The sequence below is a fragment of the Streptomyces sp. NPDC050388 genome (assembly GCF_040655635.1).
Classification (GTDB): Bacteria; Actinomycetota; Actinomycetes; order Streptomycetales; family Streptomycetaceae; genus Streptomyces.
The window spans coordinates 1-15877 of the sequence record NZ_JBFAKH010000042.1 but is presented as its reverse complement, the minus strand read 5'-3'; the positions used below and the strand labels follow the sequence as shown (position 1 = coordinate 15877).

General features: G+C 70.0%; 14 protein-coding genes and 1 pseudogene. 8 read left to right on the top strand and 7 right to left on the bottom strand.

The features are described from left to right. Window positions 1-84: 84 nt before the first annotated feature. Genes AB0I73_RS23595 through AB0I73_RS23580 form a run of 4 tightly spaced genes read right to left on the bottom strand, consistent with a single transcriptional unit; the run spans window position 85 to window position 2389 of the window. Entirely contained in the window at window positions 85-465 is a 381-nt protein-coding gene (locus AB0I73_RS23595) for an RRQRL motif-containing zinc-binding protein (protein WP_363040360.1), read from the bottom strand. A gap of 3 nt (window positions 466-468) precedes the next feature. Beyond that, window positions 469-1863, bottom strand: coding sequence for a DUF2637 domain-containing protein (locus AB0I73_RS23590; RefSeq protein WP_363040358.1), 1395 nt, complete (start codon window positions 1861-1863; stop codon window positions 469-471). Beyond that, complete coding sequence (locus tag AB0I73_RS23585) at window positions 1860-2105, bottom strand: hypothetical protein (protein ID WP_363040356.1); 246 nt, start codon at window positions 2103-2105, stop codon at window positions 1860-1862. The genes AB0I73_RS23590 and AB0I73_RS23585 overlap by 4 nt, the downstream gene beginning before the upstream one ends. Then, window positions 2102-2389, bottom strand: a complete 288-nt coding sequence (locus AB0I73_RS23580; protein WP_363040354.1) for a hypothetical protein — start codon at window positions 2387-2389, stop codon at window positions 2102-2104. Before AB0I73_RS23580 ends, AB0I73_RS23585 begins: the two co-directional genes overlap by 4 nt. Before the next feature lie 258 nt (window positions 2390-2647). On the opposite strand from AB0I73_RS23580, the gene AB0I73_RS23575 reads away from it, so the two are divergent. The 4 genes from AB0I73_RS23575 (at window position 2648) to AB0I73_RS23560 (ending at window position 7119) form a co-directional block, all read left to right on the top strand. Next, on the top strand, window positions 2648-3499 hold the full coding sequence (locus AB0I73_RS23575) for a GntR family transcriptional regulator (protein ID WP_363040352.1): 852 nt from the start codon (window positions 2648-2650) through the stop codon (window positions 3497-3499). Window positions 3500-3510: 11 nt separating this feature from the next. Beyond that, entirely contained in the window at window positions 3511-4059 is a 549-nt protein-coding gene (locus tag AB0I73_RS23570) for a UTRA domain-containing protein (protein ID WP_363040350.1), read from the top strand. Window positions 4060-4361: 302 nt separating this feature from the next. Then, complete coding sequence (locus AB0I73_RS23565; protein WP_363040348.1) at window positions 4362-5291, top strand: bifunctional DNA primase/polymerase; 930 nt, start codon at window positions 4362-4364, stop codon at window positions 5289-5291. 181 nt (window positions 5292-5472) lie between these two features. Further along, window positions 5473-7119 carry an ATP-binding protein gene (locus tag AB0I73_RS23560; RefSeq protein WP_363040346.1) on the top strand — a complete coding sequence of 549 codons (1647 nt, stop codon included), beginning with the start codon at window positions 5473-5475 and terminating at the stop codon, window positions 7117-7119. Between the two features lie 237 nt (window positions 7120-7356). Here the strand turns inward: AB0I73_RS23560 and AB0I73_RS23555 are convergent, their stop codons facing one another. Then, a complete protein-coding gene (locus AB0I73_RS23555; protein WP_363040344.1) occupies window positions 7357-7566 on the bottom strand; it encodes a YozE family protein in 210 nt (69 codons plus the stop codon). An 853-nt stretch (window positions 7567-8419) separates the two neighbouring features. Further along, window positions 8420-8653, bottom strand: coding sequence for a DUF6372 family protein (locus tag AB0I73_RS23550; protein ID WP_363040342.1), 234 nt, complete (start codon window positions 8651-8653; stop codon window positions 8420-8422). A 119-nt stretch (window positions 8654-8772) separates the two neighbouring features. Between AB0I73_RS23550 and AB0I73_RS23545 the strand changes: the two genes are divergently transcribed. From AB0I73_RS23545 to AB0I73_RS23530, 4 genes and pseudogenes are all read left to right on the top strand, one after another. Further along, window positions 8773-11976: a Tn3 family transposase gene (locus AB0I73_RS23545; RefSeq protein WP_363040340.1), complete on the top strand. Its 3204-nt coding sequence runs from the start codon at window positions 8773-8775 to the stop codon at window positions 11974-11976. 232 nt (window positions 11977-12208) lie between these two features. After that, window positions 12209-12295 (top strand): annotated as a pseudogene (locus AB0I73_RS23540) (beta-ketoacyl-ACP reductase); the annotation flags it as partial. A 30-nt stretch (window positions 12296-12325) separates the two neighbouring features. Beyond that, window positions 12326-13567: an MFS transporter gene (locus AB0I73_RS23535; protein ID WP_363040338.1), complete on the top strand. Its 1242-nt coding sequence runs from the start codon at window positions 12326-12328 to the stop codon at window positions 13565-13567. A gap of 407 nt (window positions 13568-13974) precedes the next feature. After that, on the top strand, window positions 13975-14637 hold the full coding sequence (locus AB0I73_RS23530; RefSeq protein ID WP_363040336.1) for a recombinase family protein: 663 nt from the start codon (window positions 13975-13977) through the stop codon (window positions 14635-14637). A 530-nt stretch (window positions 14638-15167) separates the two neighbouring features. On the opposite strand, the gene AB0I73_RS23525 is transcribed toward AB0I73_RS23530, so the two are convergent. Further along, window positions 15168-15877 (bottom strand): pirin family protein (locus tag AB0I73_RS23525; RefSeq protein WP_363040334.1); only part of this gene is annotated, 710 nt, incomplete at its 5' end.

Here is a 15877-nt window from a genome sequence, read left to right as displayed (position 1 = left end):
GCTTCTCCTTCGGGAGGAGCGGGGCCCTGGCGGTCGCTGTAGGAGGTGGAGCGCCAGGGCCCCGCGTTTTCGGGGGGCGGTGGATCAGGCGGCGGCGGTGAAGCCGTCGGCGCAGGGGGTGCAGGCCCCGAGCGAGGTGGCGATGCAGTACGTCTTGACCTCGCCGCACTCGGGGCAGGTCCTCCGGGCCCGCATCGCCGCCGCGAGGGAGGCGAGCTGGCCGGGGGAGCGGGGCTTGGGCGGGGTGGCTCGGTCGATCTCGTAGAGGCGGGCGAACCGCGGTTCCGCCGGCGACTTCCGGCTGAACCACATCACCTGCGCGACGGCCGGGCCCCGGGGCCGGAGCCCCTTGGCCACGAGCTGGTCGCGGGTCGCCAGTCCCTCGGGGGCCAGGCCCCAGGGGAAGGTCGGCACGTCGTGCCGCTCCCCCTTGGGGTCCCAGAGATCAGCGATCCGGCGGGCCATCGGTCAGGCCCCCACCGCGGCGGCGTCGCCGTCGATGAGCCGCAGCTTGCGCTCGGCGACGACCCGGTCCCGCAGCCGCCGCGCGTCGTCCCGGCGGATGCCGAGACGCTTCGACAGGGCGGCGGCGGAGATCTGGTTGCCCTCCGCGACGAGTTCGGCGGCGACCTTCAGCCCGTCCGGCAGGAGCGCCTCCAGCTCCTCGTCCGACCGGCCCCGGCGACCGTTCCCGCTGGCGTCGTCGCCAGCGTTCCCGGAAGCCTTCCCGCTGGCCTTCTCGCGGGCTTTCTCGCTTGCGTCCTCAGACCCGTACATCCCAATTCCCGCAAGGGCTGTAGCGCCCTCGGAGGGCCGCTGGAGAGCCGGGAGCGGGAGGGCCGGACCGAGGGTCGGGATGCCCTCGGAGAGGCGGTGCGGGAGCGGGTTGTAGAGGCTCGCGAGCATCCCCGCGCGGACCAGCTCCGGGCGGACGTGCTCACCCAATTCGAAGGCCGCCCCGAGCGCGACCCGGGCGTTGGTGGCGTCCGCGTAGACCTCGGCGGACAGACCCGGCTCGGCACCCCGCTTGATCCGCCACGCGGTGGCGAACGCCTCCTCCTCCGAGATCGACTCGAACGGCAGGGCGGACAGGAGCCGGTCGGCCTCGGAGGCGATGTCCTTGTGGTGCTTGCGCCGGTCGGCGAGGTGCCGGCGGCGGGCCTTCTCCTGGCGCCGCTCCTCCTTGGTCTTGCCGTGCGACCCGTGGGTCTTCATGTCCCACAGGTAGATCGCGATGAGGGACGAGCAGGCGAACACGATCGCGACCCACTGGTCGTTCGGCAGGGTCGCGGCCCAGTGCCAGTAGTTCACCGCGGCCGCGAGGAAGGCGGTGCACCAGGTGGCGACCCGGTACTTGCCCGCCGGCCTTCCGGCGTCCTCGGCGGCCTTGCCCATGAAGGTCAGGGCCCAGGCTGTGCCCTCCAGCATCGCCGAGAGCAGCGCGGCCAGGAGCACGTTCACCTTGGCGTCGGACAGGGCGCCGACCTGCGAGATGACGGCCGGGACGATCGAGCAGACCATCACGAAGCCGACGAACGCCGTGACCGGGTTCCGGTTCAGCCAGCCGGTCAGCTTGGTGACCTTGGCCCGGCGGGCGGCCTTCTTCCGGTCCTTCTCCTGCTGCCGGGCCCGCTTGTCCGCCAGCTCCTGGCGGCGCTTGGCCTCGGCGTCCTTCCGGGCCTGCTCGGCCCTGCCCTCGTCGTCCTTGCGCTTCTGCTCGGCCGCGATCTCCTTAGCCTTGAGCTTGGCCTCCAGCTCCAGGCGGCGGTCCTCGCGGGCCTGCTCCGCCCGCAGCTCGGCGTTCTTCCGGGACTGCTCTGCCTTCAGCGCCTCGTCGGCGCGGCGTTCCTCGCGGTAGCTCATCGGGTACCTCCAGCCGCCGGGTTCGCGAGCCCGGACAGAACGTTCGCCATCTCGGTGCGGAGTCGGGGGGAGACGGTGCGGATGCGCAGGCGCCGGGCGAAGGTGTCGCCGCCGGCGGCCGTCGCACGGGCCACCATCTCGGTGATGACGCTGACCAGAGCCGCTATCCCGGCGATCACGCCGAGGGTCATCTCCAGCACGGTCAGCAGGAACAGGGCGGTGTGGGCGAGGGCGCGCTTCATGCCGCGACCCCCGTCCCGGTCGTGATGCGGCGGGCGGTGCGGCGGCGCAGCGGCGTGGGCATCCGGCGCAGCAGCTCGGCGTAGTACTCGGCGTCCTCGCGGTCCGTGTCGGTCTCGACCTGGAAGTCGGCGAGGAAGCTGTCCAGCGCGTCCCGGCTGGAGAGTCCGCCGGCGGTGAACTCCTCGGCGAGGTCGAGCGGCTCGACCTCGGAGCCGAAGCCGACCGCGACCTCCAGGAACTCGGAGTCCGTAACGATGTGCTGACCTGCGACGATGATGTTCATGTGGGTCGTGCTCCTCTCGTGGAACGGCCCTAGTGGCCCCGCAATGCGCCCCGCAATGGCGCGCGGGGCCACGCCCGTTTTGGGCATGGCTGTGACCCGGATACAGACGGCATACCGGGTCCTTCGCCGCGTTCCGCTGAACTAGTTCTGCGGTGCGACGTGACGATTAAGGCACTCTCCGGAGCCAGTGTCAATAGAACTAGTTCAGACTCGCAATCTGAACTAGTTCTGAGCTTCCCGAGTGACGCAACCCAAGGTATGGTCGCCCTGGCTGTCCAGACAGAACTAGTTCTGACAGACTGGAGACGCGCAATCACACATGAGGGAGCAGGCGTGGATGAGAGCAAGGTCCCGAAGGTTCAGCGGCTCGCCGCTGAGCTTCGAGACAAGATCCGACGGGGCGTGTATCCGCCCGGGTCCCCCCTGCCGAAGGTCCGCGACCTCCAGGAAGCTGAAGGGGTCGCCTTCCAAACGGCTCGGGACGTGTACAAGGTGCTGGAAGACGAAGGGCTGATCTTCTCCCGCCGGGGAGAGGGGACGTTCGTCTCTCCGATCCTCGGCAAGATCCACCGTGACGGGACCGGCCGGTACATCAAGGCCGCCCGCGAGGAGGATGGCGCTCGCGGCGCGTTCGCGAGTGAGATCGCCCGCCTGGGCATGACGCCGTACTCCGAGACGGTGATCAGTCGTCTCAAGCCCCCGGCCCGGGTCGCCAAGATCCTGGGCACTCATCACGCGGCGAAGGTCCTGGTTCGGGCGCGCACCATGCGCGCGAACGAGACCGCCGTTCAGGTCGCCACCTCGTACTTTCCTGGGGACGTCGCCTTCGGCACCCAGCTCGAAGAACAGGACACCGGCGAGGGTGGCAGTAAGTCCCGCCTCGCAGAGGCTGGCCACGCCCAAGTTCGAATCCGTGAAGAGATTGACGTGCGGACTCCGACGAAGGACGAGGCAGAGGCCCTGAACATCCCGGCGTCCCGCTCCATCTACGAGATCACCCACGTCGGTCTCACCGCCGAGGGACGAGCCGTCGAGGTCTGCATCCACATTCTGCCCACCACACTGTGGTCGCTCAGCTACGAGTGGCCCATCGACCAGCCCGAAATCTGAGAGGACCCACCTTGAGCACCAAGAACGCGATCGTCCGTGACGCGACCGAGCGGTACCTGAAGGAGCGTCGGGAGTCCGGCGAGAGCCGCGGCGCCTTCGAGACCGAGATCAAGCGGCTCGGCGGTACACCTCGGGTTGAGACCGAGGTTCGTCGCGGCTCAGCTCCGGCGGAGGTGGCCGCCATCCTCGGCATCTCGGAGACCGAGGAGACCGTCATCCGGGCCCGCCACATGTACAAGGACGACCAGCTCGTCCAGCTCGCCGACTCGTACGTGCCGGTGGACGTCGCCGAGGCCGCCGGGATCGAGAACCCCGACCCGGGCCGGGGCGGCATCATCAGCCGGATGGCAGAGGCCGGATTCACCCAGACTGAGGTCATCGAGGAAGTCCTCCAGTACCCGGCCACCCAGGTGGAGGCCGACGCCTTCGGGGTGGAGGTCGGGAGCCTGCTCCTGCAGATCACCCACATCGGCCACACCTCCGACGGCCGCGCGGTCGAGGCGACCGTGCACCGGCCGGGGCCCGGGTGGGTCCTCCGCTTCAGCACTCCGTTGAGCTAACGCCCGTGGGGCCCGGAACTTCGGGCCCCACGCGCCGTTCAGCACCATAAACCGGGGCTTACACCCCGCGTCGTCCTGAATGATGAAGATCCACAGCCGATGCGGGTGCACGATAAGGGCCCAGAAACGCCGAAGGCGCCCCTGCCAGGGCGCCTCGGTCACTGCAAGGCCGGGACCGCAAATCCCGGCGAAGTCGAGAGAACAGTTCAGGAGCTCTCAACATGAGGGTACGAGATGTATCGGCCCCGGTGCCACAATCCCGGGAAAGCAAAACGGCTGCAACCAGGGCGCTCCGGGCAAGATTGCTGGCCAGCGCGCTGCGGTACGCCGAGCGCGGGATGTACGTCCACCCGCTGCTGGTGGGCGCGAAGGAGCCGAGGTGGCTGGACTGGGAGGCGCGGGCGACCCGCGACCCGGAGGTCATCGAGCGGACGTGGGGCCGGGCCCCGTTCAACATCGGCGTCGCGTGCGGTCCCTCCGGGCTGGTCGCGCTGGACCTGGACCTGCCGCACGAGGGGGAGGTGTCCGGTTCCCCGGAGATCGTGGACGGCATGACGATGCTGCACTCGCTCGCCGCCCGGACGCCGGGCGCGCGGGTCACGCCGACCATGACGGTCCGGACGCCGAGCGGCGGCCGACACCGGGTCTACCGTGCCCCGGCCGGGGTGGCGGTGCGGAACACCGCGCGCACCCTGGGCTTCTGCCTCGACACCCGGGCGGCGGGCGGCTACGTCGTCGGCATCGGCTCGGTGGTCGACGGGGCCGCGTACGTGCTCGAGGACGGGAGCCCCACCGACCCGGCGGTGCTGCCCGACTGGCTGCTGACCCTGGTCACGGCCGCACCCGAGCCACCCAAAGCCGGGGGAGCGCCGCGCCGGGCCGATGTGGTCGCCCGGCTGCGGGAGCTGACGCGGCAGGGCACGCGCGAGCAGCGGTGGGCCGCGGGCATCCTGCGGTCGGAGTGTGACGAGCTGGCGGCGATGAAGCAGCCGGGCGGGCGCAACAACCGGCTGAACCTCGCGGCGTACCGCGCGGGCCAGCTGGTGGCGGCCGGGCTCGTGGACCAGGCCGTCGCCGAGGAGCACCTGACGGAGGCCGCGCAGGCGTGCGGTCTCGGGGCCGACACCCCGCGCGAGATCGAGAAGACGCTCCGGTCGGGCATGTCCGCCGGCCTCGCGCGTCCGCGCCGGATGCAGACCGCTCCGGTCCGCCGGATGGGCGGTGCCGCCTGATGCGAACCGCACCCCAGGACACAAAGGGTCAGCGCCACGTACACCACGCCTCGGACCTGATGACGGCCCCGCAGGCGCACCACCGCCCCGGGGCCCGGCACCCGAGGAGTGGCCTCGAATGCGAGACCTTCGTACGCCGTCGGACCTGCTTGCGTCTCCCGCTGGTGAGCGGGGGTGCGGCATGACCGAGATGGACGCGACCCCGAGCCCGGAGGAGCTGGCGGCCTTCCGGGCCTGGAAGGAGTCGACCCGGGCGGCGCCCCCGGCCCCGCGCGGCAAGAAGAAGAGCGGCGCCGCAGACGGCGGCAACGACAAGATGTCCGTGGCGGACCAGGTCATCGCCATGGCGGACAGCCGGTACGAGTTCGGCAGCTCGGAGGCGGGCGACCTGTACGCGGTGCCGAAGGACGGCCCGCGCATCGCGCGTCTGCTGCGCGGCGGGCGGATCTCGCTGCGGGCGGAGCTGGCCCGGACCTACTACGGGCTGCACCACAAGGCGGCGTCGTCGTCGGCGCTGGCGGACGCGATGCTCGCCATCGAGGGCCGGGCGCAGGCGGAGGACCCGGTGCCGCTGCACCTGCGGGTCGCCCCGCTCGGCAAGCGGTCCGAGGACGGCCTGGTCCTCGACCTCGGCCGGGCGGACGGCAAGGTCGTCGCGATCACCCGGGCCGGGTGGTCGGTGGGGCCAGCCGCCGAGGGTCAGCCGCTGTTCCGGCGCTCCCAGCTCACCCAGCCGCTGCCCGAGCCGGTCAAGGGCGGGTCGCTGAAGGAGCTGCGCAAGCTGCTGAACGTGACGGACGCGTCGTGGCCGCTGATGGTGTCGTGGCTGGTCTCCGGGCTCGTGCCGGGCATCCCGCACCCACTGCTGTTCCTCTCGGGTGAGCAGGGCACGGCGAAGTCGACGGCGACGAAGATGCTCGTCCAGCTCATCGACCCGTCCGCCGCGCCGGCGCGGTCGACGCCGAAGGACCCCGACGACTGGGCGACCGCGGCCGTGGGCTCCTGGGTGGTCGGCCTGGACAACCTGTCCCGGATCCCGGAGTGGCTCTCGGATGCGATGTGCCGGGCGGCGACCGGTGACGCCAACGTCAAGCGGACCCTGTACTCCGACTCCGACGTGACGGTCCAGGAGTTCCGCCGGGTGCTGATCGTCAATGGCATCGACGTCGGCACGCTGCGCGGCGACCTCGCGGACCGCATGATCCCCGTGCACCTGGACCGGATCACCCAGCGGCGCACCGAGACCGCGCTGTGGGAGGCGTACAACGAGGCCCACCCGCGCATCCTCGGCGCGCTGCTCGACCTCCTGGTCGCCACGCTCAACAAGCTCCCGGCGATCCGGGAGAAGGCCGACCGCGGGGAGATCCCGCTGCCCCGCATGGCCGACTACGGCCTGATCATGGCGGCGCTGGACGAGGTGTACGGCGTGCCGGAGAAGTCGATCCTGCGCGACTACCTCCAGCAGCGCACCGAGCTGGCGGAGGAGGTGGTGGAGTCCAACCAGGTCGCCACCCAGCTCCTGGTCCTCATGAAACGGATGCCGACCCGGCCAGAGGACGGCGCCCGCGTCTGGGACGGCACCACCGCCGAGCTGCTGGACGAGCTGACCAGCCAGATCGGCATGACCAACGACAAGTGGCCCCGCACACCGGGCACCCTGTCCGGCCGGATCAACCGCGTCGCCTCCGACCTCGACAAGCTCGGGGTCGACATCGCCCGCTCGAAGTCGAACGGGAAGCGCTCCCTGTTCATCACCTACATCCCGAAGCCCGACCCCGCCGCGCCGCCACAGCAGCCGGACCCGGTGCAAGAGACCTTCACCGGGTAGCGCCACCGCCGACCCGCCCGTGCCGCGCACGGGCGGGCCTTCGGCGTGCCCACACTGAGGGGCGGATTATCTAGCTTGATTAACCGCGAAAGCGCAGGCCATCAGCCACAGAAAGGCAACCCCGGCGGCGGGGGCGCCGAGGACGGCGGGGCGGAGGTACCTCAGCCGACGGCGGCAGGACCACGCTGATCTCCTCGGCGGGAGGGCGCGACGGCCCGGCGGCCGGGCATGGCACGGTCAGCGGCTGGCGGCGTACCGGGCCCAGGCGTCGGCCAGGGTCTCCAGCGCGGCCTCGGAGGCTCCGGCCTCTTCCAGGTGGTCGGCGTACGTCTCCAGCTCGTCGGGGCCGTCCGGCCAGTCGGGGTCTGCGGCCGCGTCCCGGGCGAGGTCGCCGATTGCGCTCCTGACCTGTGTGAACCGCTCCAGCCAGGTTCCGAATCCGCTCACGTGCCGCCCCTTCGAGGTGTCTGGTCCGACCGGCCGGAGCCTACCGCCGGCCCCCGGCAGCCGCTCCTCACGCTGCGTGAGTGACGGCAGGGACGCACTTGCCCTCCGGGAGGGACGCTCCCAGGGACGCACCCGTGAAAAGTGCGTCCCTCGGGGCGCCAAGTGCGTCCCTGGGGACGCAGTCCGTCCCTGGTGCGACCCTGGTGCGTCCCTGCCTCTGACCTGCCGCGTATCCGCTATGCGGCTTTTGGAGGGACGCAGGGACGCACTTGACCCCCTCATCTCTGTTGGAATGACAAGGAGAAGAAGAGAAGAGGAGAGGGATCAGAGATGCAGGGGAAAAGTGCGTCCCTGCGTCCCTCGCATACCGGGCAAACCGCACCCCCGATCTACAGACGGTGATCACCTCCGTGCCGCAGACGGCGACGATCCTTACCGCCGAGCACCACGCCCCGCCTTTGGGTGGCACCGATCAGCCCCCTGCGGCCTCAAGCCGCGAGAGGACAGAAGGCAGGCACCACCTTGCGTGAGCCGGGCCGCGGCGCTCAGCGGTCCGCAAGAGCGGGGCGGGGCGCGTGACGTGGGCAGGCGGCGGGCCGCGCCCGGCGACGGCCGGGAGGCCGGCCGCGGCCGGTTCGGCCGTCGCCGGTGAACGCGCGGCCCGCAGGGGGGCCGCACCCGGGGCGCCGGGCGTGGACACGCCCGTCCGCTTTGCTTCTCCCCTCCAGGTCGCGCCGCCGAGGTGCCCCTGTCGGCGGGTGCGTCCCTGCCGACGGGGCCGCGGACAGCAATGCGCCCGCGTTCCCGTGTGCGGAAAAGCAGGTGGAAACGCGGGCGGAAAGCCGGGGCTGGCTCAGGCGGTGAGCGGGACCAGGTCGTGATAGCAGCCCAGGCAGACCGGCAGTGGCCGGGAAGTCTCGGCGGGCGTCTGCACCCGCACGAGCAGACCCGGATCGGCCGGGTGCGTGCAGGCCGGGCGCATCTGCGACTGGTGGAAGACGGCGCAGGCGCACCGGCACCCGCCGGGCCGGTCCTGCTCCCACTCGAACATCGCGGGCAGCACGATGGTCAGTAGGGGTCCAGCCAAGGTGAGGCCAAAAGCCACAACGAGGCGACCGGGGTGTTCTGAGCCCGTGGAGGCCGTCACCCGCTCGGCGCAATGTCGTTGGAGTCACGACGGCTTGTGGCACCTGGGTGGGGTGGGGCGTGACCTCGATCGAGCGGACGGCGTATCCGCGGTTCAAGCGGCTGATCACCGCGCGTGAGCTGCACCTGTTCTTCTCGCCGAGCCGGGAGGAAGCCGAGTGGGCGGTGAGCCGTACGCAGTCGGCTGAGCACCGGCTCGCGCTGCTGTTGATGCTGAAGTCGTACCAGCGTATGGGGTGTTTCCCGAAGCTGGCGGAGATCCCGAACATGGTGGTGGACTTCGTGCGGCGGGTGGTGGAGCTGCCGGAGGGGACCCTGCCGGTGTACGCCTCGCAGCGGTCGGCCGAGCAGCACCGCGCCCTGGTCCGCAAGCGGCTCGGCGCGAAGTACGACGCGGCCGGTGCCCGCGCGGTGGCGGGGGAGACGATCCGTGCCGAGGCGGAGGCGAAGAACAATCCGGCGGACCTGATCAACATCGCGCTGGAGAAGCTGGTGGAGGCTGGGCTGGAGCTGCCGGCCTTCTCGACCCTGGATGCGATGGCCTCGGCGCTGCGCGGCGAGGTGAACGCCGCGATCTGCGTCGGTATCCACGACCGGTTGAGCGAGGCCCGCCGGGCCCGGCTGCTCGGACTCTTGGACGTGATGGGGCTCGATGGGAAGACGCCGTTCAACCGGCTCAAGCAACCCGCCCAGCGGGCGACCTGGTCACACTTCAAGAACCTCGCCAAACACCTGGAGTGGGTCGACGGACTGGGCGATTCCGCCGTGTGGCTGGACGGAGTGGCATCGGGAAAGGTCACCGACTTCGCCGGGGAGGCGGCCGCCGCGGACGCGGGCGTGCTGCGCGACTACACGCCCATGAAGCGGGCCGCGCTGATCGCGTGCCTGGTCCACAAGGCACGGATGCGGGCCCGGGACGATCTCACGACGATGTTCACCAAGCGCATTGCCACGAAGGTGAAGAAGGCCAAGGAGGAGCTGGAGGAGATCCGCAAGAACCAGCAGGCCATGGTGGAGGCGCTGGTCGGGAACTACCGCACGCTGCTCCAGCAGGTCGACGACGGTGGGCCCGCGCAGACTGCTCGGGCCAGGGCCGCGGCTATGACGGGCGAGGTGCTGGGGGCTGTCGCGGGCCTGGAGGAGGAAGCGGATGCGGCCGAGGCCGCCCGCCGTTTGGACGGCCGGGTCTCGCCCGCGCTGCTGGCCCTGGCCAAGGCGCTGCGCGTGCAGGCCGGCGGGCTCGGCGCAGTAACAGCCGCGGTGGACGGCTTCGGCGGGTTTGCCCAGCAGTACGAGCAGATCGAGAAGGTCTCCGCGCACCACGGTGACAACTGGGAGGTGCTGCTGTACGGGCAGATCGGCCGGGACCGTGCGGTGATGTTCGATCTGACGGGGCTGCTGGAGCTCAGGGCCACCAGCGAGGACGGGCGGGTGCTGGACGCGCTCGCGCACGCCAAGCGGTACAGGACCTCCCGCGAGACCATCCCGGACATCGGCGAGGATGGGCGGAAGATCGACGTCTCCTTCGCCACCCAGAACTGGCAGAAGGCCATCAGGAACAAGAACCGGCCCGGGGCGTTCGTCCGCAAGCACTTCGAGGCAATGGTGTTCTGCTCTCTCGCCGAGGAACTGCGAACCGGCGACGTCGCGGTGATCGGCTCAGAGGAGTACGCCGACTGGAGCGAGCAACTGCTGCCCTGGTCTGCGGTGCAGGCCAAGCTGCCCGCCTACCTGGTGGAGGTGGGCCTACGCGAGGCCGGTGACGACAGTCCGTTCGACGCGGCCGCCTTCACTGCCCAGTTGCAGGACAAGCTCACCGCGGCCGCCGCGGCCGCGGACGCCGGCTACCCGGACAACGAGGACCTGTTCATCGACCCGGCCACCGGCGTCCCGACGCTGAAGAAGCGCCGCGCGGACGACCAGCGGCCCAGCGCGAAGCGGCTGGAACAGGAGATCAAAGCGCGGATGCCGGAGCGCTCCCTGATCGGGATTCTGGCCCGGACCGCGTACTGGATCGAATGGTGGCGCCGGTTCGGACCGGCCTCGGGCAACGACCCCAAACTGAAGGACCCGTTCGGCCGGTACGTCATCACCACCTTCGTGAACGGCACGAACATGGGCCCCTACGAGGCGGCCCGGCACATCGCCGGGGTGTCCGGTCACGAGCTGTCGATGGCGGCCAACCGGCACTTCAACATCGCCAAGCTGAACGAGGCGATCACCGACGTCGTCAACGCGCACGCCCGCCTGGATATGTCACGGGCCTGGGGGGACGGGACGACGGTGGGCGCGGACGGCACCCACATGGACACCTACCTCAACAATCTGCTCTCCGAGACCTCGGTACGGCTCGGGGAGTCCGGCGGCATCGCCTACCACCACATCGCCGACACCTACATCGCGCTGTTCACGCACTTCATCCCGTGCGGGGTCTGGGAGGCCGTCTACATCATCGAGGGCCTGCTCAAGAACGCCTCCGAGGTCAAGCCCACCACCATCCACGCCGATACCCAGGGCCAGAGCTTCCCTGTCTTCAGCCTCGCCCACTTGCTGGGCTTCGAGCTGATGCCCAGGATCAGGAACTGGAAGGACCTCAACTTTTACCGGCCCACCCGCACCGTCCAGTACCGCCACATCGACGCCCTGTTCGGCGAGGCGGGCAAGAACGTTGTCAACTGGGACCTCATCGAGACGCACTTCCGCGACCTGATGCGGGTGGCGATCTCCGTACGCGAAGGCACGATCTCCTCCACGCTGCTGCTGCGGCGCCTGCGCTCCGGCTCCCGCAAGAACGCGCACTACGCCGCGTTCCGCGAGGTCGGGCGCGTGATCCGCACAGTCCAGCTGCTGACGTACCTCTCAGACGCGTCCATACGTCGGCGGGTGACGGCCGCGACGAACAAGGTTGAGGCGTACAACGGGTTCGCCGAGTGGTTGCACTTCGGCAACCGCGGGGTCATCGCCGACAACGACCCCATCGAGCAAGAGAAAGCGATGAAGTTCAACTCTCTGCTCACGAACACGGTCATCTTTCACAACACCCTGGACATCGCCGACATCGTCCGCGAGCTCCAGGCCGAAGGTTGGAAAATCGAGCCGGAGGACCTGGCGGAGATCTCCCCGTACCTGACCGAGCACATCATGCGATTCGGCGAATACTCCACCCACGAGCTCGGCGACACGCCAGAGGCGTACGAAGTGCACCTCGACGTCGACTTCACCCAGCTCGACCCCGACGCGGTCCCAGAAGCGGAAGCGGCCTGAAGGTTCCCGAGAAGCCTGCGCCCCGCCGGGGGTAATTCGCAGGCGGCTGTGGTCCACGGCTGCCTACGCTCCCCCCATGCCAAACTCAGAATTACAGCGGATCAGCTCCTTCCTGTCGGCCTTCACCCGCCGCCAGGCCGCGCGCATCGTCGATCTCACCCGTTCCCTCGCAAGGGAGTTGGGCCCGGACATGAGGAAGGGGCTCACCCAGAAACGACAGGACGAGATCGTCGCGGTGCAGCAGCTGGCTTCGCCCGGAGCGGGGTTTGTCACCGGGGCCGTGATCCCCGTGGACGGCGGCCTGGGCATGGGGCATTGACGCGTGCGGAAACCGGGCCTCATCCCGTTGATGGTCAGCATCTTCACTGTCGACCTGGGAACGAGCATGACCGCCGTCGCTCTTCCCCTGCTCCTGATCCGCGACTACGGAACCACGTTGGCCGCAGGGCTGACCCTGGCCATCAGGCTGGTTCCCAGCATGGCCGCCGGGCCGATCGTGGGCAGGCTCCTGGCCAGGCGGGACCCACGCCGTATCGCCATGCTCAGCTCGCTCCTGTCCGCCCTGTTCGCCGCGCTCATCCCGGTGTGCGGGGCGCTGTGGCAGATCCAGATCCTCACGCTCGGCATCGGCCTCACCGTGATGCTCGCTGGCCCCGCCCGGCTCGTTCTGCGTCCCGCGGTGGTGAGCGAGGGCGACGAGCGACGCGGCAACGGCCTGCTCATGGCCGCTCAGCGGGTGTCCACCCTCTCCGGTCCCCCGCTGGTCGGCGTCATCATCGCCATCGGCTGGCCGCTGTGGGTCGCCTTCCTCCTCGAGGCGGCGACCTCACTCGTCGCGGTGGTCATGATGCTCCGGGTCCCGCCCTTGCCGCCGGCCGCGGGCGAGGAAGCCCAGTCCCCGGGCGCCAAGGACCGCAAGGCGCTCAGGACGGCGTACGTCACCAGCACCCGGGCGCTCCTGCGCGTCATCTCGGCCGACGCGTTCATCCGCGGCGCGACCCTCACCTCGTTCAGCTATCTCCTGGCCGTGACGCTGGGCCGGATGATGCTGGTCGTCATGGGGGCGCAGCACTACTCCGACATCTCCGGGTTCTACGGCTGGATGCTGGCCGCGATGGGCGTGGGCGGCCTGTGCGGAAGCCTGCTCATCGGGCGCTTCAAGCGGAGCAGCACCGGCGCCCTCTACGTCGCCGTGATGCTGATCGAGGCGGTGGGGTGGCTGTCCCTGCCGTGGTTGCCGAACTTCTCCGCCGCGATGGCCGTGATGATCATCATTGGGATCATGGAGTCGGCCGGCTACGTCCTGTACTACGCCGAGGTGCAGATCCGGATCCCGCGCTCCGTCATGGGCTACTACTACGCCGCGCTGATCCCCGTGGGCGATGCCTGCATGTTCCTGGGGAGCGCCTTCGGCGCATGGCTCGCGGGTACGTCCGTCTCGGCCGCGGCGATGATCGTGGCCAGTGTGATGGGACTTCCGATGCTCCTCACCGCTCGCTGGTACTTCACACCGTCGGGCGGCATCAGCGAGACCGGTTCGATGCGCGACGGCGCGAAACCCGCGGCGAGAAGGGAAGGTCATGAGGCGTGAGGGCAAGCCCGGCCATCCGTATGACGATCGGCTCGACGCATGAGTGCGGGAGGGCTGTCGGCCGCGTCGGGCGCGCACTGGTGGGGCGAGGACTTCTTGCGGCGGGGGCCTGACGACGAGCCGTGGGCCCTGCTGGACCGCGCCGTCACCCGCGGCGAACTGCGGTCTCACCCTGTGGGGTGCCATTAACGACCTGCGAACCAAGTGACATGTAGCTCAGCGTGGCACTCTGGCTCGGGCTCGCTGCGGTGGTGCGACCTCCTGGAGTTCGGTGACCTTCAAGAAACCATCGTTTATTGAGGATCACGGAATCGGTGCGCACGGCCCCCGGGTCGCCTTCAAAAACTCCCTCAAAAACCCTGGTGCTTCAACAACCTCCGACCACCGTTTCTTGAGAAGATCCGGGGGTGAACGCACCCTCCGAGTCCTTCGAACTCCTCGTCGCCGAGCCTGCCGTACGGACCGACATCAAGATCGGTTACGCCCGGGTCTCCACCGGAGGCCAGAAACTCGACCGCCAGCTCGACGCGCTCAATGCGGCCGGCTGCCGCCGCGTCTTCGCCGACAAGAAGTCAGGCAGGAACGACCTGCGCCCCGAGCTCAAGGCGTGCCACGCCTTCCTGGCCGAGGGCGACACCCTCGTGGTGCCCTCCCTCGACCGCTACGGCCGCTCTCTCAAGGACCTCGTGACGATGGTCGCCGAGCTGCGCGAGCGCGGTGTCGGCTTCACCTCGCTCCACGAGAACCTGGACACCACCACGCCCGGTGGGCGTCTGATCTTCCACGTCTTCGCCGCGCTCGCGGAGTTCATCCGCGAGCTCATCGTCGCGGGGACGAACGAGGGCCTGGCCGCCGCCCGTGCCCGCGGCCGGACCGGCGGGCGCCCCTCGGTCATCACGCCCGAGCTCCTGCGCGCGGCCCGCGACATGCTCCCCAACCCGGAGAACAGCATCGAGTCCATCGCGAAACTCCTCGGTGTCTCCGTCGGCACCCTCTACAACCACATCCCCGACCTGCGCGAACTACGCGCCTCCCGCGTTCCGCGCCAGCTCGAAGGCAGTACCTCGTAGCTCACGGCGGAGCCGTTGTGGCTTTTGGCCTCACCTTGGCTGGACCCCATCACGGCCCGGGACTGGGGCCAGGCCGTGCCCGTCGTCGTCACCACCCTGGAGCAGCTGCGAGCGGGGTGCGGACGCGGTGGTGCGGCGGCGCCTGGGGTGCGACGGTGTGCGGACGCCGACCCCCGTGCTCGACACCCCCGACGGCGAGGTCCTCTACCGCCGCCAGGCCGCGCAGACCGATGCGGAAGAGGAGCGGTGACGGGCGGCTGGGCGGGAGGCATGGCGACCGGTGTGCACGCGGTGCGGGGCGAAGTTCACCGACCAGCCCGGGAGGAGGCCACCGCGCGGGGCACCTGGAGGGCCGGAACGGCGCCCGCCGGTTCTCGGCCCGGGCGGTCCGGTGCGGAGCCCGTATGCGCTGTCCGCTTCCGCCGGCCGGTCTTCGGCCCCGGGACGGGAGGATCCGTTGAACCGGCCGCATTGCGGAAGCTTTCGTCAGCTCGTACCCCACAGGCCGACTGCACGGATCGGTGCGCGGGTCACGCCGTGGTGACGGCGGCGTGCATTTCCCACATCAGGACCTCGGCGCCGTCGGGGCCGGCGGTGATGCGCTGGCCCTCCGCGCCGGTGATGCGGACCGCGTCGCCGGTGGCCAGCGGGCCCGCGCCCTCCAGTTCGGCGCTGCCGCGGGCGAGGAAGAGGTGGGTGAAGGGGGCGGTGACGAGCGGGAGGGTCTCGTCGGGGCGGATGCGGGCGACGTGCAGGGCGGCGTGCTTCTGCCGGAGGCCGATCGCGCGCTGGTGGGCGTGCCGGGGCATGCCGGAGGCGAGGGTGGTCCAGCCGCCGCGGGCGAGTTCGTCGTTGATGTCCAGCTGCTCGTAGCCGGGCTTGATGCCGGCCTCGTCGGGGATGACCCACATCTGGATGAAGTGGACGGGGTCCTGGTGGGCGGGCTCACCGGTGAGGGTCCAGGAGTCGTTCTTCTCGCTGTGGAGGATGCCGGTGCCGGCGCTCATCCGCTGGGCGAGGCCCGGGTAGATCACTCCGTTGTGGCCCTCGGAGTCCTGGTGGACCAGACCGCCGTCCAGCACCCAGGTGATGATCTCCATGTCGTGGTGGGGGTGGGTGTCGAAGCCGGTGCCCGGCGCGACGATGTCGTCGTTGGAGACCAGCAGCAGTCCGAAGTGGGTGTTCTTGGGATCCCAGTGGCGGGAGAAGGAGAAGGAGTGCCGGGAGTCGAGCCAGCCGG

Excerpts from the sequence above, each read along its gene's own strand:
- AB0I73_RS23595 (WP_363040360.1), bottom strand. The coding sequence starts at position 465 with ATGGCCCGCCGGATCGCTGATCTCTGGGACCCCAAGGGGGAGCGGCAC.
- AB0I73_RS23590 (WP_363040358.1), bottom strand. The coding sequence starts at position 1,863 with ATGAGCTACCGCGAGGAACGCCGCGCCGACGAGGCGCTGAAGGCAGAG.
- AB0I73_RS23585 (WP_363040356.1), bottom strand. The coding sequence starts at position 2,105 with ATGAAGCGCGCCCTCGCCCACACCGCCCTGTTCCTGCTGACCGTGCTG.
- AB0I73_RS23580 (WP_363040354.1), bottom strand. The coding sequence starts at position 2,389 with ATGAACATCATCGTCGCAGGTCAGCACATCGTTACGGACTCCGAGTTC.
- AB0I73_RS23575 (WP_363040352.1), top strand. The coding sequence starts at position 2,648 with ATGGTCGCCCTGGCTGTCCAGACAGAACTAGTTCTGACAGACTGGAGA.
- AB0I73_RS23560 (WP_363040346.1), top strand. The coding sequence starts at position 5,473 with ATGACCGAGATGGACGCGACCCCGAGCCCGGAGGAGCTGGCGGCCTTC.
- AB0I73_RS23535 (WP_363040338.1), top strand. The coding sequence starts at position 12,326 with ATGGTCAGCATCTTCACTGTCGACCTGGGAACGAGCATGACCGCCGTC.